General features: G+C 71.7%; 22 protein-coding genes. 7 read left to right on the top strand and 15 right to left on the bottom strand.

Features of this window, described 5'->3' with window-relative positions; translation table 11 throughout:
* Positions 1-14 precede the first annotated feature (14 nt).
* On the bottom strand, positions 15-893 hold the full coding sequence (locus ACFQGL_RS29080; protein ID WP_377515810.1) for a glycosyltransferase family 2 protein: 879 nt from the start codon (positions 891-893) through the stop codon (positions 15-17).
* Positions 890-2,710 (bottom strand): D-glycero-beta-D-manno-heptose 1-phosphate adenylyltransferase, encoded by a 1,821-nt coding sequence (rfaE2, locus tag ACFQGL_RS29075; RefSeq protein WP_377515809.1) that lies wholly within the window; start codon positions 2,708-2,710, stop codon positions 890-892. The genes ACFQGL_RS29080 and rfaE2 overlap by 4 nt, the downstream gene beginning before the upstream one ends.
* A 286-nt stretch (positions 2,711-2,996) precedes the next feature.
* Between rfaE2 and ACFQGL_RS29070 the strand changes: the two genes are divergently transcribed.
* Positions 2,997-4,670 (top strand): MDR family MFS transporter, encoded by a 1,674-nt coding sequence (locus ACFQGL_RS29070; protein WP_377515807.1) that lies wholly within the window; start codon positions 2,997-2,999, stop codon positions 4,668-4,670.
* Positions 4,671-4,701: 31 nt separating this feature from the next.
* Here the strand turns inward: ACFQGL_RS29070 and ACFQGL_RS29065 are convergent, their stop codons facing one another.
* Positions 4,702-5,334: a TetR/AcrR family transcriptional regulator gene (locus tag ACFQGL_RS29065; protein WP_377515806.1), complete on the bottom strand. Its 633-nt coding sequence runs from the start codon at positions 5,332-5,334 to the stop codon at positions 4,702-4,704.
* A 128-nt stretch (positions 5,335-5,462) separates the two neighbouring features.
* On the opposite strand from ACFQGL_RS29065, the gene ACFQGL_RS29060 reads away from it, so the two are divergent.
* A complete protein-coding gene (locus ACFQGL_RS29060) occupies positions 5,463-6,494 on the top strand; it encodes an aldo/keto reductase (protein WP_377515805.1) in 1,032 nt (343 codons plus the stop codon).
* 57 nt (positions 6,495-6,551) lie between these two features.
* Here the strand turns inward: ACFQGL_RS29060 and ACFQGL_RS29055 are convergent, their stop codons facing one another.
* Positions 6,552-7,043, bottom strand: a complete 492-nt coding sequence (locus ACFQGL_RS29055) for an NUDIX domain-containing protein (protein WP_377515804.1) — start codon at positions 7,041-7,043, stop codon at positions 6,552-6,554.
* Between the two features lie 71 nt (positions 7,044-7,114).
* On the opposite strand from ACFQGL_RS29055, the gene ACFQGL_RS29050 reads away from it, so the two are divergent.
* Positions 7,115-8,749: a fatty acid--CoA ligase gene (locus ACFQGL_RS29050; RefSeq protein WP_377515820.1), complete on the top strand. Its 1,635-nt coding sequence runs from the start codon at positions 7,115-7,117 to the stop codon at positions 8,747-8,749.
* 186 nt (positions 8,750-8,935) lie between these two features.
* Here the strand turns inward: ACFQGL_RS29050 and ACFQGL_RS29045 are convergent, their stop codons facing one another.
* The 6 genes from ACFQGL_RS29045 to ku form a co-directional block, all read right to left on the bottom strand.
* Entirely contained in the window at positions 8,936-9,946 is a 1,011-nt protein-coding gene (locus ACFQGL_RS29045; protein WP_377515803.1) for an NADPH:quinone reductase, read from the bottom strand.
* Between the two features lie 132 nt (positions 9,947-10,078).
* A complete protein-coding gene (locus ACFQGL_RS29040; RefSeq protein ID WP_377515802.1) occupies positions 10,079-10,735 on the bottom strand; it encodes an HAD family hydrolase in 657 nt (218 codons plus the stop codon).
* A 32-nt stretch (positions 10,736-10,767) separates the two neighbouring features.
* Positions 10,768-11,592, bottom strand: coding sequence for an SCO6745 family protein (locus ACFQGL_RS29035; protein WP_377515819.1), 825 nt, complete (start codon positions 11,590-11,592; stop codon positions 10,768-10,770).
* A 187-nt stretch (positions 11,593-11,779) separates the two neighbouring features.
* Positions 11,780-12,493, bottom strand: a complete 714-nt coding sequence (locus tag ACFQGL_RS29030) for an FKBP-type peptidyl-prolyl cis-trans isomerase (protein ID WP_377515801.1) — start codon at positions 12,491-12,493, stop codon at positions 11,780-11,782.
* 164 nt (positions 12,494-12,657) lie between these two features.
* A complete protein-coding gene (locus ACFQGL_RS29025) occupies positions 12,658-13,296 on the bottom strand; it encodes a DUF4241 domain-containing protein (protein WP_377515800.1) in 639 nt (212 codons plus the stop codon).
* A 73-nt stretch (positions 13,297-13,369) separates the two neighbouring features.
* Positions 13,370-14,398, bottom strand: coding sequence for a non-homologous end joining protein Ku (gene ku / locus ACFQGL_RS29020; RefSeq protein WP_377515799.1), 1,029 nt, complete (start codon positions 14,396-14,398; stop codon positions 13,370-13,372).
* 85 nt (positions 14,399-14,483) lie between these two features.
* On the opposite strand from ku, the gene ligD (ACFQGL_RS29015) reads away from it, so the two are divergent.
* Both ligD (ACFQGL_RS29015) and ligD (ACFQGL_RS29010) read left to right on the top strand, forming a co-directional pair.
* Entirely contained in the window at positions 14,484-15,425 is a 942-nt protein-coding gene (gene ligD / locus ACFQGL_RS29015) for a non-homologous end-joining DNA ligase (RefSeq protein WP_377515798.1), read from the top strand.
* Complete coding sequence (gene ligD / locus ACFQGL_RS29010; protein ID WP_377515797.1) at positions 15,415-16,332, top strand: non-homologous end-joining DNA ligase; 918 nt, start codon at positions 15,415-15,417, stop codon at positions 16,330-16,332. The genes ligD (ACFQGL_RS29015) and ligD (ACFQGL_RS29010) overlap by 11 nt, the downstream gene beginning before the upstream one ends.
* Here ligD (ACFQGL_RS29010) and ACFQGL_RS29005 read toward each other — a convergent pair.
* The 3 genes from ACFQGL_RS29005 to ACFQGL_RS28995 form a co-directional block, all read right to left on the bottom strand.
* Complete coding sequence (locus tag ACFQGL_RS29005) at positions 16,329-16,976, bottom strand: TMEM175 family protein (protein WP_377515795.1); 648 nt, start codon at positions 16,974-16,976, stop codon at positions 16,329-16,331. The genes ligD (ACFQGL_RS29010) and ACFQGL_RS29005 overlap by 4 nt on opposite strands.
* Before the next feature lie 87 nt (positions 16,977-17,063).
* Positions 17,064-19,370, bottom strand: coding sequence for an esterase-like activity of phytase family protein (locus ACFQGL_RS29000; RefSeq protein ID WP_377515794.1), 2,307 nt, complete (start codon positions 19,368-19,370; stop codon positions 17,064-17,066).
* Positions 19,371-19,462: 92 nt separating this feature from the next.
* Entirely contained in the window at positions 19,463-20,551 is a 1,089-nt protein-coding gene (locus ACFQGL_RS28995) for a hypothetical protein (protein ID WP_377515793.1), read from the bottom strand.
* A 142-nt stretch (positions 20,552-20,693) separates the two neighbouring features.
* Here ACFQGL_RS28995 and ACFQGL_RS28990 point away from each other — a divergent pair, with 142 nt between their 5' ends.
* A complete protein-coding gene (locus tag ACFQGL_RS28990) occupies positions 20,694-21,446 on the top strand; it encodes a TIGR03089 family protein (RefSeq protein WP_377515792.1) in 753 nt (250 codons plus the stop codon).
* 38 nt (positions 21,447-21,484) lie between these two features.
* Here ACFQGL_RS28990 and ACFQGL_RS28985 read toward each other — a convergent pair whose 3' ends face one another.
* Positions 21,485-22,105: a hypothetical protein gene (locus tag ACFQGL_RS28985; RefSeq protein ID WP_377515791.1), complete on the bottom strand. Its 621-nt coding sequence runs from the start codon at positions 22,103-22,105 to the stop codon at positions 21,485-21,487.
* Positions 22,106-22,184: 79 nt separating this feature from the next.
* On the bottom strand, positions 22,185-23,864 hold the full coding sequence (locus tag ACFQGL_RS28980; RefSeq protein ID WP_377515790.1) for a DNA repair helicase XPB: 1,680 nt from the start codon (positions 23,862-23,864) through the stop codon (positions 22,185-22,187).
* Positions 23,865-24,036: 172 nt separating this feature from the next.
* On the opposite strand from ACFQGL_RS28980, the gene ACFQGL_RS28975 reads away from it, so the two are divergent.
* Entirely contained in the window at positions 24,037-24,915 is an 879-nt protein-coding gene (locus ACFQGL_RS28975) for a L,D-transpeptidase family protein (RefSeq protein ID WP_377515789.1), read from the top strand.
* The last annotated feature ends 52 nt before the right edge of the window (positions 24,916-24,967 follow it).

The raw sequence follows: 24,967 nt of genomic DNA, 5'->3' as shown, positions 1-24,967 counted from the left end.
TTCCTAACAAAAATTCAGGCCGGCTGCGCGGCGTCCTCGTCGGCGAGCACGACCTCCCACGCCTCGACATCCCGATCGGTGACCGTGGTGGGGGACTCCAGGTGGTAGGCGCCGCTGGGCAGGATGCCGGCGCCGCCGTACCGGGCCAGCACCGCGAGCTGGGCCGCCACGTCCTCGCCCTGGTGCTTCTCCTGCACCCGACGCCAGAACTCGAAGCCACCCGAGTCGACGAGCTTGGCCCGGTCGTAGAGGACGCATCCGCCGATCCAGGAGACCTTGTACGCCCGCCATGCGCCTGGCGGCAACGCCAACTGCTCGGTGACGTGCTGCAGGTTGGCCGCCGAGTGGATCCGGGCTCGGTTCCACTCCGGAGTGCCCGGCCGGATCCGCTCGGGTGCGGGTCGGCCGATCCACTCCTCGTAGTGCCCGTGCGCCTCGGGTCGTACGTCGTCGGCGTACGAGAGGCCGTGTACGCCGTTGCCGACGAACCCGCAGTCCAACTCCCCGAGCGCGGTGACCAGCCGGTGCAGCGTCCCCGACTCCAGCCACACGTCGTCGTCGAGGCTGAGTACGTACCGGGCGGTCGAGGCGGCCAGCAGGTACGCACGGTGCTCGGCCAGTCCACGCCGGGGCAGCCGACGGGTCAACAGCACCCGATGGCCCTGGTGGCGCAGTGCCCGGACCATGGTGGCGGCGGCGGGATGAGCGAACGCCGGTGCCCCGTCGGACTGGTCGCTGACCACCACGCCGAAGCCGGGCACCCCCTCCTGGGCGGCGAGCCCGGCCAGGGTGACCGCCAGCTCGGCGGGCCGGTTCCGCGTCGGAATCAGCACGTCGACCAGCCGATCGGCGCGGAACGTCGCCGGGGTGTCGAGGTCGAGGGGCCTGTTCACGAGGTTCGGGTGTGCACCGACGGGTCGGACTCGCGGTCCTGGCTGTGCGACCGGATCCGCTCGATGATCGCCGAGGTGGACCGGTCCGGGACGTACCCCAGGGTGCGCACCTGGCCGCCCAGCCGGCGTACCAGCGGTGCCTCCGGCACCAACTCCGGCGGATAGTCCCCGCCCTTGACGTAGACGTCCGGTCGGACCGCCTCGATCAGCGCGGCGGGAGAGTCCTCCTCGAAGACCACCACGTGGTCCACGCAGGACAGGGCGGCGAGCAGGGCACCCCGGTCCTCGACCGGGTTGACCGGCCGGTCCGGCCCCTTGAGCCGTCGTACGCTGCCGTCCGAGTTGACCGCCACGATGAGCAGGTCGCCCAGGGCGCGGGCCTGTTCCAGGTAGCGCACGTGCCCTCGGTGCAGTACGTCGAAGCAGCCGTTGGTGAAGACCACCGACCGCCCGGCGTCGCGGTATTCGGCCACGATCGCGTCCAGTTCCGCGGTGTCGACCAGCACCGGGTGGCTGGCGACCTGCGGCGGCAGGTCGAGCGCCGTCAGCAGGTCCTCCCGCCGACACACGCAGGTGCCGGTGTCCGACACGGTGATCGTGGCCGCCAGTTGAGCGAGCTGGGCGGCGGTGGGCAGCGGCGCGTCGGCGGCCAGGGCCAGCGTCATCGCCGCGAGGTACGCGTCGCCGGCACCCACGGCGTGACTCGCCGGGACCGGGGTGCTGTGGCTGCGGCGCGGCTCACCGTCGGCGCCGCCGACCACCGCGCCCTCGGTGTCCAGGGTCACCGCCACCACGTCCGCGCCGGTGTGCGCGCGCAGTTCGGCGAGGCGCGACTCGGCCAGTACGGCGCGGTCGACGCCCTCCCCGGCCTCGGTGTTCACGGTCACGCCGGTACCGGTGACGCTGAGCCCGTCGCCGGTGAGCGCCACCCGGCCCTCGCCCGGAGTCGGCTCGCCCACCGGGCCCAGGCGGTCGGCCCGCGAGAGGTGCGGGGCCGGCTCGCCGGTGCCGGCGTCCGCGTGGACACCGCCCGGGGCGGTGCCGACGGACAGTTCGGACGGTCCGTCGGCCGGGTCGCCGTCGGGATGTTCCAGGTGCAGTTCGGTGCCGTTCGACGGGCGGGTCGCACCACCGGCCCGGGCCAGCAGTCGGGTCGCCTCGGCGAAGCTGGGGGTGACCACGGTCGGCGCGAGGCCCCGCCAGTCGGCCAGGTCGTGGGCGTCCAGCGCGACTGTGGCGTACCGCTCTCGTTGCTCGACCAGCCAGGCGCGTACCGGCGCGGGCAGCGCGCCCAGGCCGTAGTCGCAGACCACCAGGGTCGGCGGATCCCCGCCGGCGGCGGCACGCAGCTCCTCGGTGGCGCAGCTCAGCGCCGTGAGCAGCCGGGTCACCCCGTCCGGGTCGAGCGCGTCGTCCGGGTCGCCGGAGTCCTCCCGCAGCAGGATCTGGTTGCCGGCCAGCATCCGCCGCTTCACCGGGGTGGGCCGGCCGGGCAGATTGACCGTACGGTCCCAGACGCCGGCCCGGTCCAGACAGTCATGCACCTCGTCGCCGGCGACATCGGCGCCGACCGGTGCCACCAGCACCGCCCGGCCGCCGAGGGCGGCGACGTTGACCGCGGTGTTCGCGGCTCCTCCGGCGGCGGAGATCCGTCGACGCAGGGTGAGGACCGGGGCGGGTGCCTCCCGGCAGAGCCGGTCGGAGTCGGCGAACCGCCATTCGTCCAGCATGGCGTCGCCGACGATCAGGACCGGGCGCCCGAGCCAGCTCTCCACGACGGTGGCGAGCCGGCGCTGCTCCGCTGCTGCTCCTGCCATGCCTTTCCGGGTCCCCAGCGGCCCCGGGGTCAAACCTGGGCGATGATCCACCGGCGCCGGTGAAAGCCGCAGGTCACGAGCTTCGAGCAGCACCTTGCCAAGGGGCGTGCATCCGGGCGGCCGGCAGCCCACTTGAGGGCGTTTCGGTCGTTCGGGACACGCCGTCGTCCGCGTCGCTGAAGTCAAGATCGACAGGGCCGGGGAAAGCGGCGGCGGGGGGCGAGCGGGAGGGGCGGGTTTTTCACGGTTCGGGGCATGTTCTGCGACGGTCGGGGCAGAAAGGCAGATGACCGAAGCCTCCGCCGCACCGGTGCTGAACCGTCAGCAGATCCGGCTGCTCATGCTGGGCCTGATGACCGGCATGCTGTTGGCCGCCCTCGACCAGACCATCGTCGGTACGGCCCTGCCGACCATCGTCGGGGAGCTGGGCGGGATCAACCACTACTCGTGGGTGGTCACCGCGTACCTGCTCGCCTCGACGGCGTCCACGCCGCTGTACGGCAAGATGGCCGACCTGTACGGACGCCGCCCGGTCTTTCTCTTCTCGATCGGCACGTTCCTGGTCGGGTCGTTGCTGGCCGGTCTGTCGCAGAACATGACCCAGCTGATCGTCACCCGGGGTATCCAGGGCCTCGGCGCGGGTGGTCTGCTGACGCTGGCGTTCACCATCATCTCGGATGTTGTCTCACCCCGGGAGCGTGGCCGCTACCAGGGTCTGTTCGGCGCGGTCTTCGGGATCTCATCGGTGGCGGGCCCACTGGTCGGTGGTTACTTCGCCGAGACCGACTGGCGATGGATCTTCTACATCAACGTGCCGCTGGCGATCCTGGCCATCGTGGTCTGCTACCACGTCATGCGGCTGATCCCGTTCCAGCGCCGGGACCACGCGATCGACTGGCTCGGTGCCGCTCTGCTGGTCGCCGCGGTCAGCTCCCTGCTGCTCGCGCTGAGCTGGGGCGGCAACGAGTACAGCTGGGGCTCCGGCGTGATCATCGGGCTGTTCGTGGCGGGTGTGGTGCTGGGCGCGCTCTTCCTGCTCCAGGAGACCCGGGTGGCCGAGCCGATCCTGCCGCTGCGGCTGTTCCGCAGCCCCACCTTCGCCCTGGCGAACTCGGCCGGCCTCGTGCTCGGTCTGGTGATGTTCGGGTCGATCATCTTCATCCCGTTGTACCTGCAGATCGTGAAGGGCGCCTCGCCGACCCGCAGCGGTCTGCTGATGCTGCCGATGATGGCCGGCATCATCATCACCTCGATCCTGACCGGTCGCGCCATGAGCCGGATCGGCCGCTACAAGTGGTTCCCGGTGGCTGGTTCGGTGACCCTGCTGATCGGCATGTTCCTGTTCACCCGGCTGGAGGTGGGCACCTCGCTCTGGGTCGCCTTCGGCTTCATGGTGGTGATCGGCGTCGGGCTGGGCCTGTGCATGCAGTCGCTGGTCCTCGCGGTGCAGAATGCGGTCTCCGTACGGGACCTGGGCGCCGGGACCTCCTCGGCGACCTTCTTCCGGTCGCTGGGCGGTTCGTTCGGCGTGGCGATCCTCGGTGCGGTGCTCTCGTCCCGGCTGACCGGCGGACTGGCCGACCGGCTCCCCGGTGCGATCGCCCAACTGCCGCCCCAGGAGCGGGCCGCGGTGGCGGCGAGCGGCGGTACGGACATCTCGATCAATGATCCGGCCACCATCCTGGCCCTGCCCGACTCGGTCCGCGCGGCCATCCAGGGCGCCTTCGTCGATGCGCTGGACATGGTCTTCCTGACCGCCGGTCTGATCGCCATCGTGGCGGTGGTGGTCACCCTGGCGCTGCCCAACAACGAGCTGCGGGGTGCCGGCCCGCAGGGCGCCACCGGCGGTGCCGACCCGCTCGGCGGCGAGGCCCCGGCGCCGGGTGGCAAGCCGTTGACCCGCGAATCCAAGGAGGAGGCGGCCGCCGACATGGAGGCCAAGTCCCAGACGATGATCTGACCGCGCCCGCAGGGCCCCTACCCCAGCGACGTCAGGCGGGGCGGCGGTAGGCGCCGTACCACCAGGTCGAGGCCAACTCCCGGGCGGCCGCCGCGTCGGTGTCGGGGTCGGCCGGGGTGGCGCTGACGTGGTCGGCGAGGAAGCGGTCGCCGCCGTACACGATCAGCCGGCTCGCGGTCGCCGGGTCCAGGCTCGCCGGCGTACGCCCGGCCTCCTGCTCGGCGCGGAGCACCTCGGCGGTGCGCGCCACGAACTGCTCCAGCCCGGCGGCCCAGTACTCGCGGACCACCTCGTCGTACGCCGCGACCTCGCTGATCGCCGCCAGCACCGGGGCGTACGTCCGGTAGATCCGGATCACGTCGGCGAAGACCTCGGTGAGTGCTTCGAGCTGGTCGCCGGGGCCGCCCGCGTCCCAGGCGCCGGTCCGGTCGAAGGAACTCTCCCGCATGGTGCCGGCGAGGCGCATGAGCAACTCGCTCTTGTCCCGGAAGTGGGTGTAGAACGTCGACCGCGCCACTCCGGCTTCGGCGGCGATGCGCTGCACGCCGAGGTCGGTGAAGCGGACGCCCTCCTTGAGTAGCCGCTCGGTGGCGGCCAGCACCCGCGCCTCGACGGCTGCTCGCTCGTCGGGGTTGCGTGGGCGGCGGCGGGTGATCGAGGGCATGACCGGAATCCTAGGTGGCCGGGGGTCGGGTCGGCGACGTACGCTCGTTGCCGGACATAGTGTCCGACATAGTGACCAGGGAGCGTCCGACCTCGGCCTCCGAACTCCCGCACCACGAGGAGCAACACGTGAAGTACCGACTGCTGGGCAACACCGGGGTGTACGTCTCGGAGATCTCGCTCGGCGCGATGACCTTCGGTGGCAGCGGGCACCCGCTCTGGGGCACCCTCGGCGGGCTGGCGCTGCCCGACGTGCAGAAGATGGTGGACACCGCGCTCGACGCGGGCGTCAACTTCATCGACACCGCCGACGGCTACAGCGACGGCGAGAGCGAGGAGTTGCTGGGCCGGGCACTCGGCAAGCGGCGTCGCGACGTGGTGCTGGCCACCAAGGTGCACTCCCGGGTCGGCCCTGGCCCGAACGACGTCGGCACCTCCCGGCTGCACATCATGCAAGGGCTGGAGGACAGCCTGCGCCGGCTGGGCACGGACCACGTCGACCTGTACCAGATCCACAACTTCGACGACGTCACCCCGCTCGAGGAGACGCTGCGCGCGCTCGACGACGCGGTCCGGCAGGGCAAGGTCCGCTACATCGGCTGTGCCAACTTCGCCGCCTGGCAGATCTCCAAGGCGCTGGGCATCTCCGCCCGCGAGAAGCTGGCCGGCTTCGTCTCGGTACAGGAGTACTACTCCCTGCTCGGTCGGGACGTGGAGCGCGATGTGGTGCCGATGGCGCTCAACGAGGGTGTCGGGCTGACCGTGTGGAGCCCGCTCGCCGGTGGCTTCCTCTCCGGCAAGGTCGGCCGGGATGGCACCGTCGCCGACAGCGGCGCCCGCAGCGCCCAGCCCGGCTACTCCAGCTTCACGCCGATGGACCCGGAGAGCGCCTTCGGCGTGCTCGACGTGCTCAAGGGTGTCGCCGAGCGGCACGGGGTCAGCCCGGCCCGGGTGGCGGTTGCCTGGCTGCTGTCCCGGCCGGCCGTGACCAGCGTGGTCGTCGGTGCGCGCAAGCTGGACCAGCTGGTGGACAACATTGCCGCCTCGGACCTCACACTGACCGAGCAGGATCTCACCGAGCTGGACGAGGCCACCAAGCTGCCTGTCGCGTACCCGAACTGGATCCAGGAGGCGTTCGCCGGCCTCCGCTACCCGCAGTGAGCCTGCCGCAGTTAGCCTGCCGCCCGGTCCGGCGCTCGCGCGTCGGGCCGGGCCGGCCTACTTGAGGATCAGACGGTTGGTCTGCTCGAAGACGTCCAGGTCGGCCAGGGTCTCGGTGACCGAGCTGGAGAGCGGGGCGGGGAAACGGTCGCGCGGGAAGAAGCCGGCGTCGGTGGTCTCGTCGGTGACCCGGGCGAGTTGCCCGTCCCACTCCTCCACCCGGAACGCCGTGGTGAAGACCTGGTACGTGTGCCCGTACATGTTGGTGCTGGTCCGGTCGGGGCCGGTGTAGAGGGCGAACGCGCAGACCCGCAGCGCCCGCAGCCCGGTCTCCTCGCGGACCTCCCGCACCGCGCAGTCCGCGATCGACTCGCCCAGCTCCATCGCGCCGGCCGGCATGGCCCACTGGCCGTTGTCGGAGCGTTGGATCAGCAGGATGCGTCCGGCGTTGTCGCGAACCACGGCACGGGCGCCCACGAACATCAGCGTCCGGTCCCCGGCGAGCGCGCGTAACTGCCCTACATATGAGTCGGCCCAGGAGATGCTCACCTGCGCCAATTTACGGGGGTTCCCAACGTGTGACCGGCGACACTAACTTGTTACCCATGCGTAGCACGATGATGGACGCCCCTCTGCAGGTCTCCCGGATCCTCGACCACGGCGCCACCGTGCACGGCACGGCCGAGGTGGTCACCTGGACCGGCGCCGAACCCCGCCGGATGACGTACGCCGAGGTGGGGCGAGCCGCCGCCCGGCTGGCGCACGCGTTGCGTGACGAGTGCGGGGTGACCGGCGACGAGCGGGTCGCCACGTTCATGTGGAACAACAACGAGCACCTGGTGGCCTACTTCGCGGTGCCGAGCATGGGCGCGGTGCTGCACACCCTCAACATCCGGCTCTTCCCCGACCAGGTCGCCTACATCGCCAACCACGCCGAGGACCGGGTGGTGCTGGTCGACAGCACGTTGATCCCACTGCTGGCCCGGGTGATCGGTGAGCTGGCCACGGTGCGGCACGTGGTGGTGGTCGGCGGTGGCGATCCGGCGCCGCTGGTGGCGGCGGCCGGTGACCGGATCACCGTGCACGACTGGGACGCGCTGCTGGCCGACCGGCCGGACGTCTTCGACTGGCCCGAGGTGGACGAGCGGGACGCCGCGGCGCTCTGCTACACCTCCGGCACCACCGGCAACCCGAAGGGCGTCGCCTACTCGCACCGGTCGATCTACCTGCACTCGTTGCAGGTCTGTATGCCGGAGGGGTTCGGCCTCGCGCCGACCGACCGGGAGTTGGCCATCGTGCCGATGTTCCACGCCATGTCGTGGGGGCTGCCGTACGCCGCGTTCCTCTCCGGCGCGTCGCTGATCATGCCGGACCGGTTCCTGCAGGCCGCGCCGATCGCCGAGATGATCGCCGCCGAGCGGCCCACCCTGGCCGGCGCGGTACCGACCATCTGGACCGATCTGCTGGCCCACCTGGACAAGCACGACGTGGACACCTCCTCGCTCAAGGAGGTCATCGTCGGTGGTTCGGCCTGCCCGCCAGCGCTGATGCACGCGTTCGACGAGCGGCACGGGATCGACGTCATCCACGCCTGGGGGATGACCGAGATGTCCCCGCTGGGTTCGGTCTCGCGTCCGCCGGCCGGCGTGACCGGGGAGCAGGCGTGGCGTTACCGCTACACCCAGGGGCGGGTGCCGGCCGGGGTGCAGGCGCGGATCGTCGGCGCGTCGGGCGAGCAGCTGCCCGCCGATGGCAAGGCCGTGGGCGAGTTGGAGGTCCGTGGGCCGTGGGTGACCGCCCGGTACGTCGGCGACGACACCCCGGACGAGGAGAAGTTCCGCGACGGTTGGCTGCGTACCGGCGACGTGGGCACCCTGTCCCCGGACGGTTACCTGACGCTGACCGACCGCGCCAAGGACGTGATCAAGTCCGGCGGTGAGTGGATCTCGTCGGTGGAGCTGGAGAACGCGTTGATGGCCCACCCGGCGGTGCTGGAGGCCTGCGTGGTGGGCGTCCCCGACGAGCGGTGGGACGAGCGGCCGTTGGCCACCGTGGTGGTCCGGGAGGGCGCCTCGGTGACCGCGGAGGAGCTGCGGGACTTCCTGGCCGACTCGGTGGCCCGGTGGCAGTTGCCCGAGCGGTGGGCCTTCATCGACACGGTGCCCAAGACCAGCGTCGGCAAGTTCGACAAGAAGGTCGTCCGTTCGCGGTACGCGGAGGGCGAGCTGACTGTCCGGGAGCTGACAGCCCCGTAACGTCTTTCCGGGCACCGTCGCCTCTTGGGGCGGGGACCTCCTGAACATTCCTCCCCAGGGGCGGCCCCGGCGTTCGCACCGCGCCGGGGCCGCCCGTTCCATCGCGGGGCGACCCGCACCGTCATTGTTGCGAAACTTGTTCGCCTCTGTCCTGATGATGGGCAAATCAGCTGGTCAGGGCCTCGATCAGGCATCGCTCGTGGTGATCAGCACCTTGCCCACCGCCGAGTCCTCCACCGCCTGGTGCGCCGTGGCCGTCGCGGCCAGCGGATAGCGGTGCAGCGGCAGGCCGGCGTCCGCGCCGACCCGGATCGCGCCCTGGGCGGCCGCCGCGGCCACGTCCTTCACGCCCTGCGCCCGGGCCGCCCTCGGCACCGCGTAGACCAGCACGAACTGCCAGCGGGCGTTCAGCGCGAACAGCGGGCGGACCGGGATGGTCATCTCGGCGCCGCCCTCGTTGGCGTACGTGCAGACCGCACCGCCGTGCCGGAGCACCAGCACGTCCATCTCCGCGTTTCGCGCCGGGGAGACCTCGACGATCGTGTGCACCCCGTCGGGAACGATCTTGTGGACCTCCTCGACCACGTCCTGCTCCCGATAGTTGATCACGTAGGAGGCGCCGGCCGCTGCCGCGAGCTGCGCTTTCTCGGCGCTGCTCACCGTGGCGATCACCGTGGCGTCGGCCCACCGGGCGAGCTGGATCGCGGCGTTGCCGACCGCGCCAGCCCCGCCCTGCACCAGCACGGTGTGGTCGGCCAGTGCCCCGGCCCGCAGCGTGTCCGGCATGAACTCGCCGGCGGTCAGGCAGCGGTGCGCGGTACGGAACGGAATGCCCAGGCCGGCCCCCAGGTCGAACGAGGCGTCACCGAGCGGAACCGCCTGCTGGACCGGCACCAGCGTGTACTCCGCGGCGGTGCCCCACGGCCGCTGGTGGGCCGCATCCCAGAGCCAGACCCGCTCGCCGATCCGATCCGGGTCCACGCCGTCGCCGGCCGCCTCCACGACTCCCGCGCCGTCCTGCCCGGGGATCTGCCAACCGTCCGGCGGGGAGGACCGCCGGGACTTCCAGTCCGTCGGGTTCACCCCCGAGACCGCCACCCGGACCAGGACCTCGCCCGCCCCCGGCTCGGGTACCGGCCGGTCGACGAGTTCCAGCACCGAAGGGTCGCCCGTGTGCTCGTACACGATGGCCTTCATCGGCCGTCTCCTCACCCGTCCGGTGTGCGGCACCCGGTCGAGCACCGGCGGCTGCGGTACCCCACCCGGTCGCTGTCATGCCGGGCCTGCCGGGCCGGAAAGGGACAAGCGGGCAGGGGTGGGACAGGCCGGTCAGCCGGCCAGCTGGTCGACCAGCTCCGGGGTCAACTCGCCGATCGCGCCCACCGTCGCCACGGCCAGCCCGGCCGCGTCCGGATCCAGCGGGTACGCGCCGTGCGGCACCGCCACCACCCGCATTCCCGCCGCGGCGGCGGACCGTACCCCGTTGGACGAATCCTCCACCGCCACACAGCGGGCCGGGTCGACGCCAAGGTGCCGCGCGACGGCCAGGTACACGTCCGGTGCCGGCTTGCCCCGCTCGGTCTCCTCGGTGGACAGGGTCGTGACGAACGCGTCGGTCAGGCCGGTGGCCGCCAGCGCCGCCGCGATCAGCCGGGTCGGCGACGAACTGGCCAACCCCAGCGGCCACCGCGCGGCCAGCCGGCGTACGACCCGGTCGGCGTCGTCGATCAACGGTACGTGCTCCCGGTAGCGCCGGGTCATCTCCTCGACCACCTCGTCGGCGACCTGCTCGGCGGTGCGCGCCACGCCCAGCTCGCCGCTGAGGTAGTGGGCCCACTCGCCGGTGCTCATGCCCATCAGCCGGCGCTGGGTGTCCGGCTGCCAGGTGCCGCCGTGCGTCGCCACGTACGACCGGCGGACCTCCTCCCACACCGGCTCGGAATCCACGATCACGCCGTCCAAGTCGAAGACCACCGCATCCACCACGGGCCCATCCTGCCTGATCGGCGGACCGCCGGTCAGGCGGGCAGCGCCGGCAGCCCGATCGGGCTGTCCGGCGGGATCACCGTGTGGCAGGACCGGGCCATCGGCAACAGCAGCTCCCGCAGCCGGTCCGTGTCGTCCGGGCCGAGCGCCCGCCAGGGATGCTCGGCGGCCAGATCGGTGGCGGCCTCGACCGCCCGGAACCCGGCCTGGCCCTGCTCGGTGGGCGCGCCGTCCGGCGTCAGCCACCCGCGCTGCGTCAGACGTTCGCGGGCTTCCTGCCACTGCTCCTCGGACCAGCCCCGGCCGAGCAGGTTCTCCGGCGACGAGTCCACCGCGACCCGCCAGGCCAGTGTCTCCACCGGGTCCAGGCCGGCGGCCACCAGCGCCGCCACGTGCCCGTCGCCCCGGTGCTCGCGCAGGGTGGTGGCGGCCTGCCAGAGCCGCGCCAAGGGGTACTCGCCGACCGGCAGCGCCGCGTTGGCCGCGCCGAGCACCCGACCGGCGGTCTGTGCCGCCACGGCGGCACGCTCCAGCAGGTCGGCGGCCTCGCGCAGGTGTGCCTCCGGCAGCTCGTAGGTCAGCTCCGCGAGAGCCTGAACGGCACCGGTCAGTCGGGCCCGCAGCGCCTCCTGCGGGGTGGCCAGCTGCCAGACCGCCGGCAACGCCCGGGTCACCATCGGCGGCGCGAAGGAGAAGAAGACGGCGATCACCGGGGCGGCCTCGGTGGCGCCCAGCGGGGCCGACCGACCGGCGAAGTAGCCCCGCCAGTAGCCGCGCAACCCGACCGCCTCGTACGCCGCACGGGCCCGAGGATGAAAGTAGGTGACCGCGTGCACCGGCTCGAAGTGCGCCCACATCAACCGGGCCGTCCGCCCGAGCTCGTCCAGAGCCGTCACACCGCACCTCCGCGCCCGCCCGGATGATCACCCCGGACGGCGGGCCGCCCGGGGTGACGCCGAACCTACTGCCGGTGGGTGACGGGCCGGAAGCCCCATGTGAACAACTCCATCGCGTCCGGGTGACAACCGGGGCGTTCCGGGCGGGTCACTGGGCGGCGAGCACGTCCACCACGAAGCGCAGCGGACCGGCCGGTCGGCCGCCCTGAGCGTCGTTGCCGTACGCCAGGTCGCCCGGGATGTCGAGCTGCACGCGGCTGCCGACGGTCACGCCGACCAGGCCCTGGTCCCAACCGGGGATGACCTGGCCCACGCCGATCGGGAACGAGGCCGGCTGGCCGGCGCTCCAGGACGAGTCGAACTCCTTGCCGTCCTTGAAGAAGACACCCACGTAGTTGGTGGTGATGGTCTGACCCTTCGCGACCGCCGGGCCCTTGCCCTTGATCAGCGGGGTCACCACGAGCTTCTTCAGGTCACCCTTGCCCGCCGCGACCGTCGGCTTGCTGCCCAACGCCGGGTCGGCGTCCGCCGGAAGCTGCGGTGCCGGGGGAGCACCGGCCGGGTCCTGGGTAGGGGCGGTGGCCGAGGGGGTCGCGTCGGCCTGGTTCGAGGGCTTGTCGTCGTCGCCGCGGCCGAACGCCACGAACACGATGATCAGCACCGCCACCACGCCGACACCGGCGAGGCCACCGGTCCACGCATTGCGGCGCCGCCTCGCCTCGGCCGCCTTCTTCTCCGCCAGCTGGGCGGCCAGCCGCCGCCCCGACTTGGTCGCCGGGCTCTGGTCCTGGTCCGCCGACCGGTTCTGCTGCGCGCGCTCGCTCACGTCGTCGACTCCCTGCTGCAAAGGTGTGGCCGGCACCCGGTGCCGGGGGGAAAGCCGACGCACACGGTACCCGCCCGGCCGCCCAACGTGCCCGCCCAGGACCGGTCAAACCGCGCAAGGAAGGGTCCCTTGCTAACGCCTGCGGTATAGGAAGGGACCCTTCCTAACTCTCTGGCGCACGACGGAGCCTTCACGCGCGCCTATTCCGGGACCACCATGAAGTCCGTCACGAACGAGGTGACCCGCCCGTCGGCGGCCCGGCCGATCCAGGTTCCGTAACAACCGTCACCCCAGCCCGTGGCGACGGTGACGATGTTGGCACCGGTGGCCTCGTCCAGGACCGCGGTGATCAGCCCCGGCACCGGCGACAGGGGCAGCTCGGCCGGGATGAAGACCTCCTCCACCCGGTCCTCGCCCCAACCCTCCAGGACGGTGAGCGCGGTCGGGTCGGCGAAGGTGCCGGCACCGGCGTCCACCCCGTAACCGAAGTAGTCGTCCTCACCGAGGGTCGCCACGTCCTGGTCGCCGGCGACGGCCAACTCCCAGCGGACCGCCGGCTCGTCCAGGACGATCATCTCCAGCGCGGCCACCCGCCGGTCCACTTCGGCGTCCTCCCGGAGCACCACCGCCACCCAGGCCCGCGCGGCATACCGCCCCGGGGGCACGGTGACCGTGAACGGCTCGGCCTCCGGGCAGACCAGCGGGTCACACCCGACCACCTGGCCGGTCGGCAGCACGATGTCAGCCAACGGGTGGGGCTCGATCAGGTAGCCGCCGTGCTCGTCCGCGAAGCGGGCGCCGGGCGTCAACAACCGGTCCAGGTCAGGGGTGTACGGCATGGCAGCTCCTCCGGTGGCCAACGGCCGGCGGAGCGTACCCGGTCCGGTGAACACTCCCGCCGCTGCCCGGCGGTCAGGCGCTCTTGCGGGGTGCGGTCTTCTTGGCGGCGGCCTTCTTCGCCGGCTCGGCCTTCTTGGCGGCGGTCTTCTTGGCCGTGGTCTTCTTCGCCGGCTCGGCCTTGGTCGCCGCCGTCTTCTTCGTGGCCGTCTTCTTCGCCGGGGCCTTGGCGGCCTTCTTCTCGGCCGCCTTCTGCGCCGAGCGGGCCGACGAGATGGGCGTCGGCGCACCACCGCCGCCACCGCCACCGCCACGAGCCGGCTCGCCGCGAGCGGCCTTCGCACGCTCCACGGACGCCTTCAGCGCGGCCATCAGGTCCACCGCCGCGGCCGGGGCCTCCTCGGCCTCCTCCGGCTGTACGACCTCCCGACCCTCCACCTTGGCGTCGATGACCTCCTGCAGCGCGGCCCGGTAGTCGTCGGTGAAGACGTCCGGCTCGAACTCGCCGGTCATCGAGTCGATCAGGGAGCTGGCCATCGCCAACTCCGGGGGGCGGACCTTGAGGTCCTCGTCGAGGAAGCCGAAGTCCGGGGTACGGATCTCGTCCGGCCAGAGCATGGTGTTGAGCAGCAGTACGCCCTCGCGGACCCGTAGCGTGGCGAGCTGCTCCCGTTGGCGCAGCGCCACCTTGACGATGGCCACCCGCTCCGAGTCGATCAGCGCGTCGCGCAGCAGCACGTACGGCTTTGTCGCCGTGCCCTCCGGCTCCAGGAAGTAGGCCTTGTTGTAGAGGATCGGGTCGACCTGCTCGGCCGGGACGAACTCCAGCACGTCGATCGCCCGTGAACTGGTCAGCGGCAGGTCGGCGAAGTCCTCGTCAGTGAGGATCACCATCTCCCCACCGCCGATGTCGTAGCCCTTGGCGATGTCGTCGTACGTCACTTCCTCGCCGCAGACCGAGCAGGTGCGCTTGTAGCGGATCCGGCCACCGTCCTCGCGGTGCACCTGATGGAACCGGATGTCCTTCTCCTCGGTCGCCGAGTAGAGCTTCACCCCGATCGAGACGAGCCCGAACGACACAGCTCCCTTCCAGATGGCCCGCACGATGCGCTCCCTTCCCCGGTATCGACCATGCTCGCATCCGAAAGAACATGACGCGAGGTGTTCGGCCTGCTACTACAGTCGGGTCGTGCCCGGCGCGCCGATCAAGCCGATGCTCGCGATGACCGGGCAGCTCCCGGCGGGTGACGGCTGGGCGTACGAGTTCAAGTGGGACGGGGTCCGCGCGCTGGCGGACATCTCCACCGGCGGGCAGCACCTGTACGCCCGTTCCGGCGTGGAGATCACCGCCGCGTACCCCGAGCTGGCCACCCTCGGGGAGCAGGTCGACGACGCGTTGCTCGACGGCGAGGTGGTGCTGCTCGGCGAGAGCGGGCAGCCGTCCTTCACCGCGCTGGCCGAGCGGATGCACGTCCGGGACCGGAACAAGGCGGCCCGGTTGGCGGCGGTCATGCCGGTGACATACATGATCTTCGACCTGCTCCGGCTGAACGGCGACGACCTGACCGGATGGTCGTACCAGCGTCGCCGCGCCGCCCTGGACGCGCTCGCCCTCGGCGGTGCCCGCTGGGCGGTGCCGCCGGTGTTCGCGGATGGCCCGGCCACCTACGAGGCGGCCGGTGAGCACGGCCTGGAGGGAGTGATGGCCAAGCGGCTCGGTGCCGTCTACCGGCCCGGGGTGCGCTCGCCCGACTGGGTGAAGGTCAAGCTGGAGGTGACCGGTGACTTCGTCATCGGCGGCTGGCGACCGGGCGCGCGTCGGATCGGCGGGCTGCTGGTCGGGGTGCCCGGCCCGGACGGCCGGCTGATCTACCGGGGCCGGGTCGGCGGTGGAATCGGTGCGGCCATCGAACGGCAACTCCTCACCGAGCTGGAGCCGCTGCGCTCCGGCGTGTCACCCTTCGCGTCCGACCTGCCGCGCGAGGATGCCCGAGGTGCGATCTGGGTAACTCCCCGGGTGGTGGTGGAGGTGAAGTACGGCCAACGCACCCCGGACGGGCGGCTGCGCTTCCCTCGGGTGCTGCGGTTGCGCCCGGACAAACCGCCGGAGGAGGTCGAGGATGCCGGCTGACCGACTGCGGGTGGACGTCGAGGGTCGCCCGCTGGAGCTGTCCAACCTGGACAAGGTGCTCTACCCGGCGGTCGGCTTCACCAAGGGTGAGGTGATCGACTACTACACCCGGGTCTCGCCGGTGCTGCTGCCACACCTGCGGGATCGACCGGTGACCAGGATCCGCTTTCCCAACGGGGTGGACGACAAGTCCTTCTTCGAGAAGAACAAACCGGCCGCGACGCCGGACTGGGTGCGGGTGGAGACGCTGCCCGCCCCCGGGTCGACCAAGGGCCGGGACACCCTCGACTACGTGGTCGCCGACGACCTGCCCACCCTGGTCTGGCTGGCCAACCTGGCCGCGTTGGAGCTGCACACGCCGCAGTGGAGGGTCGGTACGCACCCGGACCTGATGGTGGTGGACCTGGACCCGGGGCCGCCGGCCGGGCTCGCCGAGTGCTGCCCGGTGGCGGTGCTGATGCGCGACCGGCTCGCCCTGGACGGGGTCGAGGCGTACCCGAAGACGTCCGGCAAGAAGGGCATGCAGCTCTGCTGCCCGATCGCCGGCACCCAGTCCGCCGAGGAAGTCTCCGCGTACGCCCGGCGGATCGCCCAGGAGTTGGAGCAGGCGCACCCGAAGCTCGTGCTGTCGAGGATGGCGAAGAACCTGCGGCCGGGGAAGATCTTCATCGACTGGAGCCAGAACAACGCGGCGAAGACCACGGTGGCGCCGTACTCGCTGCGGGCCGAGCGGGTGCCGTCCGTCTCCACCCCACTGACCTGGGACGAGGTCGAGGCCGGCGGTCGAGGCCGGCGTCCGGCCGTGCGCCCGTTCACCGCCGCCGAGGTGCTGGACCGGGTCGAGGAGCACGGCGACCTGCTCGCCCCGCTGCTCGACGGCGGCCCCGAGCTGCCGGGCGGGAGCTAGGCCCGCCGCAACCGCCGGTAGGAGCGGACGACCAGGAGCACCACGACCGGCAACAGCCAGGTGTACTGCGCGGCGGCCGTACTGACGAACGCGATCGGGATCGAGATCGCGAAGGCGGTGACCGGAACCGCGAGGGCCCGTGCGGTCCCCGGCACCGCACCCGGCGGGGTGTCCGGCCGGAGCAGTCCGGCACGGTGGAGCTGCCAGAGCAGCAGGAGCAGGCTGACGCCGACGGCAACGACCACCGTGGCGTACGCGACGACGCCGACCTGCTCAGCGCCCTCCTGGCGGTGCAGTCGGGTGGCGAGCGGCAGGACGACGATGGTGAACAGGAAGAGCAGGTTCAGCCGGACGATCCAGGAGCCGATCCGGGCCACCCGCTGGAAGAGCCGGTGGTGCACCGACCAGAAGGCGGCGATCACCACGAAGCTGAGCAGGAAGGACAGGTACTCCCCGGTGAACAGCTCGCCGAGGGAGTGCCAGCGGGCCGCGTCGTCGTTGCCCTCCGGGAGCGGCAGCTCGATCGCGAGCAACGTCAGCGCGATCGCGATGACCGCGTCGGAGAAGAAGACCAGGCGTTCCAACCCCCGGTCGGTGCCCTCGGTCTCGCTCGGCGGGGCACTGTCGCGGGTCGCTGCCGTCACGGCGATCAGTGTGCCATCCGGGGCACGGTACGACGGCGGCCCGGCACCCGCCGATCGCGGGCACCGGGCCGATCCGGGACGAACTGATCAGTTGCGGCCGAAGACCTTCCGGCTGGAGCCGAGGCGCAGGAAGACCGTCTCACCGGTGGCGTCCTGGACGGCGTCGTTGTCGGTGATCGCGTAGACCTCGCCGTTGCCGGCCACGGTCAGACCCTCCAGCTTCTCCTGCGTCCAGCCGTTGGTGGCGCGCAGCGCGGGCAGCACGTCGACGGCGAGCGTCTTCGGCAGCACCCGCAGCGGGCCGGGCTGCGCGGCACCACCCGGCAGCGGCACGGTGTAGACCCGCTTCACCGTGGCGGCGGGACCATTCAGCTTGTCCCGTTCGATGACCGCGAGCCGGTCGCCGACCACGGTGATCTCGGAGAGGCCCATCCAGTCACCCGGCACGGTGGTGCTGCCGAGCTGGTAGCCGTACCAGCTCCAGGTGCCCGCCGCGACGTCGTAGCGGCCCAGCCGGACGGTCCCGGCCGGGTCGATGCTCAGCTCCCGCTGCACCGCCACCCAGACGATCTCCCGGCCCTGCCGGTCGGTGGTCGCGGTGACACCCTCCAGGCCCTGCTTGCCCAGGCCGGCGGCGACCTCCGTGGGCAGTGGCACGATCTGCCGGGTGACCCCGGCGGCGTCCAGCCGGACCAGCTTGTTCTCCGGGCCCTTCGCACCCTCGACGGCGAGCCAGAACCCGCCCTGCGGGCGGGCGAAGATGCCCTCGGCGTCGTACCCGACCGGCGTGCCGGTCGCGTCCTTCACCGGTAGCGCGCCGGTGATCACGGCCGGGGTGCGCCCCGCGTCGATGGAGAGGATCCGGGTCTGGCTGTACGCCGCGTCGGTGACGCTGTAGAGCTGGTCCCGCTTGCCGGGCGCCGCGGTCAGCGCGCCGAGGGCGCCCCAGCCGATCGGCGTGCCGGCCCGGTCGTTGCCCGAGACGATGCTCGGGAACGCCGGGGTGCCCTTGCCGAGCTGGTAGAGCGACACCGAGGCGCGGACGTTGACCGAGGCGTCGTCCTCCTCGCTGGAGATCGCGATCAGGCCCCGCGACGGGATGGGCAGCAGCCCCTCCGGCCCGTTGGTGGTCGGCAGGATCTGCTTGAAGACCGGCTTGGTGGGGTTGCTCAGGTCGTAGACGGCGACGAAGTTGCTCCGCTCCGAGCCGACGAACGCGTACCGTACGCCGTCGTACTCGGCGACCGCGACGCCCTCCGGCTCGGTGCCCTTCTTGCCGGCCCGGTCCTCGTTGTGCAGCCCGTACGTGACGGCGAGCCGCTCGAAGCTGTTGCCGGCGTCCCAGGCGACCCGCCCGGTACGGCTGTCGAAGACCGACCAGCCACGGGTGCCGCCGCGCCAGTCGCCCTCGTTGGCCGTGGCGAGGTAGCGGTCGTCGATCCAGGCGACCGCGTCCGGCTCACGCGGAACGTCGGTGATGCTGCCGGTCAGGTCGATCGTGCCGTCCTTGACGGTGTCGATCCCGCTGATGCTCGCCGTGCCGGCGCTGAACGCCTTGGTGATCCGGCCGGTGGGCAGGTCGATCAGGACGACGCCGTTGTTCTCCTGCAGCGTCAGCGCCAGTTGGTTGCGGCCGTTGATCGAGACGTACTCCGGCTCCGGGTCGATCGGCGCGGCCAGGCCGGCGTCGACCAGCGCGGGCAGCGCCTGCCCGTCGGTGGTGGTCAGCGGGACGGAACGCACCCGCCAGCCGGCCGGGTTCTTGCCGGCCAGATCGACGATCTGTACGAAGCCGGCGGGTGCCTGCGGCAGGTCGCCCTCCTCGCCGCCGGGCGGGGTGGCCTCCTCGTCGCGCTCGTTCTCGATGGCGATCGCGGCGTACCGCTGGTCCTTGCTGATCGCGATCGAGTCCGGCTGGCCGCCGAGGTCGAAACTGGCCACCCGCTTGCGGCTGGCCAGCTCGATCACGTCCAGCCGGCCGGACGGCTCGGTGAAGCTGCTGCTGGTGTTGACGACCACCAGCACGTACCTGCCGACCACGGCCACCGAGGTGGGCTCGTCCTCGGCGTTGCCGAGCTGAGCCAGGGAGAGGGTGCCGAGGCCGCGCGGGCGGTCGGCCCGGGAGATGTCGAGGAAGCCGATCCGCTTGGCCAGCGCGTCGGTGTGGATCAGGGTACGACCGTCCTCGCTGACCGCCGAGATCTCGGCGACCGTCGGGGTCGCCGGGTCCTCGCCGGCCGGGCGGTTCGTAAAGACCGGGTACGTGGCGACCCGGTCGAAGGCGAGCGCCCGGTCGGCGTGGTGCCCGCCGGCCGAGGCGGTGCCGGCGGAGGCCAGGGTGGCGACCGTGACGCCAGCCGCGGCCACCGCGGTGAGTGCTCTTCGCAAGGTCAAGGTGTTCCTCCGTGTGCATGCTCAGGCTCGGTCGGAGGCTGACAGCCACGGGCGAGGAGCAGTTTGCGCGCACATGAACAGTCGGGGTGGCCTCAGTCGGTCGCCGTCGAGCCAACCCGTGCGCGCAGCCGCCAGGCAGCCACCCCGAGCAGAGTCACCGTGACCAGGCTGACCGCGATGTCGCCGGCCAGCGCCTGCGCTGGCGACGCGTGGGCGTACGGCGGCACCAGGTACGCGAAGCCGGCGGCGGTGACCAGACTCGCCGAGCCGGCGGCGAGCACGTGCCGCTGCCCCCACCCGGCGCGCGAGGACCAGAGCGCGATCAGGCCCCCGACGACCGCGGCCAGCGCCAGCGCGATCCCCAGACCCGGCCAGCCCGGTGCCAGGTCGGTGCCGAAGTGGACGGCGACGACCACCAGACCCACCCAGATCGGGTGCGGGGCCCTGCGGGCTTTGACTGCGCTCGTTCCGGCGCGCGACGGATCCGCGGGTCGTACCTCGGCGGCTGGCGCGGCTGCGCGCCGCGGACGCCGCCAGTGGGGCAGCAGGGCTGCCGCGACCAGTGCGAGGACCAGCGCGCCGGCGAAGGCCAACTGGAGCGGGCTGGCCAGGAAGCCCTTGCGGCCACTGTCGTTGAAGATCAGCAGGCTGCCGAGCAGGTAGACCACACCGACCACGACGAGCCCGGGTCGCCCGAGCCACGGCCGCAGCCGGCGACCCGGTCCGAGGATCGACTCGACGAGGACGATCGGCGCGCAGATCGTCAACGTGATGTGGTTGCCCACGTAGTCGAAGGCCTGCCGGGCGCTGAACCCGAGCCCCGGCACCAGGGTCGCCTCGGCCGTGGCCCGGGTATCGGCGTACTCGGTGTCGTCGAGGTAGTCGGGATTGAACAGCGACTGGTCGACCAGGCCGGCCTGGAGTACGCCGAACGCGGCGGCGAGCAGCACGATCGTCGGCCAGCCCCCGCCGAGGTGACGAGCGGTCTCCCGGATCAGGATCGCGGCCCCGCCGTACATCGGACCGAGGAAGATCACTACTGGGAGGAATTCGTCGAGGGTGAAGCCGCCCCAGGAACACTCGGCGGCCCAGGGCGCGAGCACCAGCAGCGCGACCACCGGCACGAGCCGGCGGCGCAGTGCGAGGCGGTCGGTGCTGGCGGAGTTGGGCTCGTCCGTCATGGGCGCTCCTCGGCGACGCTTGCGGGGTCATCCGTACCCTGCGGCAGCCACTCGGACGGCCACTACGGCCATCGGCCGACGACGGGCGCGACCAAAGTCGTTGAGTAGGGTGGTTGCGACGTCAGCACCGGGGAGCGTGGACATGCAGCCAACCGTCACGGCCGATCTGGCGGCCCGGCCCGCCGATGCCGAGCGTCCGCTGCTGAGCTACCGCGACGAGGCGACCGGCGAGCGGGTCGACCTCACCGCGCAGCAGGTCGGTTCCTGGTCGGCGCGCAGCGCGAGCCTGCTGCGGGACGGCTGCGGGCTCGGCCCGGGCAGCCGCGTAGCGGTGCTGTTGCCGGCGCACTGGCGTACCGCTGCGGTGTTGTTGGGTGCCTGGGCCTCCGGCCTGGCGGTGTCGTTCCGGCCTCGCGCTCTCGCGGGTCTGCCGGTGCTTGAGCCCGGCGGCGACCGGCCGTTCGACGCGGTCTTCGTGACCCCCGAACGGCAGGACGACTGGTTGGAGGACGTGCCGGAGGCCATCCACCGCTACCTCGTCGGCACCGGGCCGGGCAAGCTGGCCGACGTGCCGTTGGGCTGGCTCGACTGGTCCGCCGAGGTGCTCCGCTACGCGGACGTCACGCCCGAACACACCGCCATCCACCCGTCGGATCCGGCCACCGTGGACGGCTCCACCTACGGCCAGTGGGGCGCGCTCGCGCGGGAGTTCGCCGGAATGATGGACCTTCGCGCCGGTGACCGGCTGCTGGTCGACGCCGCCGAGACCGAGCAGCCGCTGAAGTGGCTGTTGGCTCCGCTGTCGGCCGGCGCGTCCGTGGTGATCAGCGCCAACCTCGATCCGGCGCAGCGCGACGCGGTGGCCGCCGCCGAGCAGGTCACCCGGGTGCTCTAGCGGCTGCCGCACCCTTCCGGTGGAGTCGACACGCCCGGTCAGCCTTGGAGCCGCTGCGCCCAGTAGACCTGCCCGTCCGGCCCCATGTAGACCAGGGCCAACAGCAGGTCGGCCATCGCCACCGGCGCGGTCGCGATCGTCGGCTCCCGATCCGGCTTCTCCAGGTACGGAAAGCGTGCGACGAACGTCAGCGGCGTCGCCTTCTCGTCGGACACGCCGAGCCTGTTACCGCTGCTTCGCCATTCGTTCTCCCCGACCTTGACGTCGCCCGCACCTCGCAGCCAGGAATAGCGCTCGGCGATCCTGTTCTCGACACCGGCGCTTCCGAGGCTGACCGCCTCCTGGGACGCGGTCGCCACCAACTCCGCCGGCTTGCGGTTGGTGCGCTTGTCGATGAGGAACACCACGAAACGACCGCCATCAAGTGGCTTGGGAGGAGGTTGCCAGGAGACCTGGCCGAGCACCAACTGGTCATGTCCCGAGGCCAGCGGGGCAGGCGCGTGTTCGCCGAGCGCGGTCTGCGCCTCCGCGAAGCTGACGAACGTCAGCGAGGACGTGATGGCCAGCGCCCCCGGCCCGTACGGCGGGCGGTTGTGCGACCACCGCCAAGCGCCGACGCCCGCCACGACCACGATGGCCGCCAGGATGATCGCCAACACCGATCGAGTCCTAAGCCGCCCCATGCGCGACAGTGAACCACGCGCCCACCAAAGGACTGCGAACGTGACCGCCCCAGAATCAGTCGAAGGACGGCAGGGACGGGCCGAGGACGTCGTCGGCGTCGACGATCGTGTACGCGTAGCCCTGCTCGGCGAGGAAACGCTGGCGGTGGGCGGCGTACTCGGTGTCGATGGTGTCCCGGGAGACCACCGTGTAGAAGTGCGCCTGTCGGCCGTCGGCCTTCGGTCGCAGCACCCGGCCGAGGCGCTGTGCCTCCTCCTGGCGGGAGCCGAAGGTGCCGGAGACCTGGATCGCCACCGCCGCCTCGGGCAGGTCGATGGAGAAGTTGCCGACCTTCGAGATGACCAGCGTGCGGATCTCCCCGGACCGGAACGCGTCGAAGAGCCGCTCCCGTTCCTTGTTGGTGGTCGAGCCCTGGATGATCGGCGCGTCGAGATATTCGCCGACCTGGTGCAGCTGGTCGATGTAGGCGCCGATCACCAGCACCTGGTCGTCCGGGTGCCGGTCGACCAGCGCCTTGACCACCGGCAGCTTGGTGCGCGCGGTCGCCGCCATCCGGTAACGCTCCTCGGCCTCCGCGGTCGCGTACGACATCCGCTCCGCGTCGGTCAACGTCACCCGGACCTCGGTGCACTCGGCCGGCGCGATCCAGCCCTGCGACTCGATGTCCTTCCACGGCGCGTCGTAGCGCTTGGGGCCGATCAGGCTGAACACGTCACCCTCCCGGCCGTCCTCGCGGACCAGGGTGGCGGTCAGGCCGAGCCGACGGCGGGCCTGGAGGTCGGCGGTGAACCGGAAGATCGGCGCGGGCAGCAGGTGCACCTCGTCATAGACGACCAGGCCCCAGTCGCGTGCCCCGAACAGGTCCAGGTGGGTGAACGCGCCGCCGCGCCGCGAGGTGAGCACCTGGTACGTGGCGATGGTGACCGGGCGGATCTCCTTGCGCTCGCCGGAGTATTCGCCGATCTCCTCCTCGGTCAGCGAGGTGCGGGCGATCAGCTCCCGCTTCCACTGCCGGCCGGCGACGGTGTTGGTGACCAGGATCAGCGTGGTCGCCTTCGCCTCGGCCATCGCCGCCGCGCCGACCAGGGTCTTACCGGCACCGCAGGGCAGCACCACCACGCCCGACCCGCCGGCCCAGAACGCCTCCACCGCCTCGCGCTGGTACGACCGCAGCGTCCATGGCTTGCGGCCGTCCTTGCCGGCCTCGGCCAGCTCGATCGGGTGCGCCTCGCCGTCCACGTAGCCGGCCAGATCCTCCGCCGGCCAGCCCAGCTTGAGCAGTGCCTGCTTGAGTCGGCCGCGCTCGGACGGGTGCACCTGGATGGTGTCGTCGTCGATCTTGTTGCCGAGCATGCCGGCGAGCTTCTTGCTCTTGGCCACCTCGATCAGCACCAACCGGTCCAGTGCCCGCAGCACCAGCCCGTACGCCGGGTCGTTGGCGAGCTGGAGCCGGCCGTACCGGTCCATCGTCTCGGCCACGTCCACCAGCAGCGCGTGCGGCACCGGGTAGCGGGAGTACTTGATCAGCGTGTCCACCACGCCCTCGGCGTCGTGCCCGGCGGCCCGGGCGTTCCACAGCCCGAGCGGGGTCAGCCGGTAGGTGTGTACGTGCTCGGGGGAGCGCTCCAGCTCGGCGAACGGCGCGATGGCCATCCGGCAGGCCTGCGCGTCGGGGTGGTCGATCTCCAGCAGCAGGGTCTTGTCCGACTGCACGATCAGTGGTCCACCGCTCACGCCAGCGTCCTCTCCTCCGGTTGGTCGTCCGGCCGTGGCGCCTGCTTACCCGCCGACGGCCGACCAACCAGTGTTGCACGGTGCGGAGTGTCCGAAGAAAGATGCTCACCGGACGCAACCGAGACGGCACTTATGAACGTCTAGCTAAGGGACGACTGTCCAGGGAGGTTTCATGAAGCGTGTCCGGATCACTTCCCGGCTTGTCGCCCTGATGGTGGTCACGCTGGTCGGCGCCGGTGCGTGCGCGTTCGATCCGCAGGCCGGCGGGGGTGGTGGCGGGGGAGCCGCCCCGGCAGGTGCGGCGGAAAACCCGACGGGGGCGAGCGACACGACGGGCCCCGACCAGCGCGGCCGGCCCACGCCGACGCCGAAGCCCACCCGGACCACCCCGTCGACGCCGAAGCCGACCCGCAGCGCGCCGCCCGCGACATCCGCCAGCACGGTGAAGCCGGCCGCCGCCGGGTGTCCGCAGGGCGAGCAGCAGCGCGCGGTGGAGACCTACCTCGCGCAGCTCGGTGGGTTCGGGCCGGTGACCGTCGATGGCCGGCAGTCCGCCGCCGACTGCGCCGCGATCAAAAAGTTCCAGCGGCGGTACGGCATCAGCCCCGCCGAGGGGCGCGCCGGGCCGACCACATCCGACGTGGCCAAGCGGCTCGCCACCACCGACACGGCCAGTTGCAAGGCCGGCAAGGGCACCACGTTCTGCGTCGACCTGACCCGGCAGACCGTCTGGGCCCTGCGGGGCGGCAAGGTGATCATGGCGCCGACGGTGACCCGGACCGGGATGTCCGGCTACCGCACCCCGTCCGGCACGTACACGGTCAACTACCGCAACCCCAAGGAGTGGTCCGACCCGTACGAGGTGTGGCTGCCCTACTGGCAGCACTTCACCCAGGGGATGGGCTTCCACGAGACGACGACCTATCTGCACAACAAGTCGATCGGCTCGCACGGCTGCGTCAACCTGCTGCACGTCGATGCCGTCCGGATGTGGGAGCTGGGCAAGGTCGGCACCCGGGTGGTGCTGATCGGCCGTCGCCCCGGCACCTGACCACCCGCTGTAATCGGGGTTTTATCCCCTGTCACACCCGTCCCGGTAGTGA

The organism is Micromonospora vulcania, from assembly GCF_042658605.1.
GTDB classification, from domain to species: domain Bacteria; phylum Actinomycetota; class Actinomycetes; order Mycobacteriales; family Micromonosporaceae; genus Micromonospora; species Micromonospora vulcania.
Note: the sequence above shows the minus strand (reverse complement) of the source record. Positions and strands in the feature narration are given on the sequence as shown.

Excerpts from the sequence above, each read along its gene's own strand:
- ACFQGL_RS29045 (WP_377515803.1), bottom strand. The coding sequence starts at position 9,946 with ATGAAGGCCATCGTGTACGAGCACACGGGCGACCCTTCGGTGCTGGAA.
- ACFQGL_RS29050 (WP_377515820.1), top strand. The coding sequence starts at position 7,115 with ATGGACGCCCCTCTGCAGGTCTCCCGGATCCTCGACCACGGCGCCACC.
- ACFQGL_RS29035 (WP_377515819.1), bottom strand. The coding sequence starts at position 11,592 with ATGTGGGCGCACTTCGAGCCGGTGCACGCGGTCACCTACTTTCATCCT.
- ligD (WP_377515797.1), top strand. The coding sequence starts at position 15,415 with ATGCCGGCTGACCGACTGCGGGTGGACGTCGAGGGTCGCCCGCTGGAG.
- ACFQGL_RS29070 (WP_377515807.1), top strand. The coding sequence starts at position 2,997 with ATGACCGAAGCCTCCGCCGCACCGGTGCTGAACCGTCAGCAGATCCGG.
- ACFQGL_RS28990 (WP_377515792.1), top strand. The coding sequence starts at position 20,694 with ATGCAGCCAACCGTCACGGCCGATCTGGCGGCCCGGCCCGCCGATGCC.
- rfaE2 (WP_377515809.1), bottom strand. The coding sequence starts at position 2,710 with ATGGCAGGAGCAGCAGCGGAGCAGCGCCGGCTCGCCACCGTCGTGGAG.
- ACFQGL_RS28995 (WP_377515793.1), bottom strand. The coding sequence starts at position 20,551 with ATGACGGACGAGCCCAACTCCGCCAGCACCGACCGCCTCGCACTGCGC.
- ACFQGL_RS28975 (WP_377515789.1), top strand. The coding sequence starts at position 24,037 with ATGAAGCGTGTCCGGATCACTTCCCGGCTTGTCGCCCTGATGGTGGTC.
- ACFQGL_RS29065 (WP_377515806.1), bottom strand. The coding sequence starts at position 5,334 with ATGCCCTCGATCACCCGCCGCCGCCCACGCAACCCCGACGAGCGAGCA.
- ACFQGL_RS29025 (WP_377515800.1), bottom strand. The coding sequence starts at position 13,296 with ATGCCGTACACCCCTGACCTGGACCGGTTGTTGACGCCCGGCGCCCGC.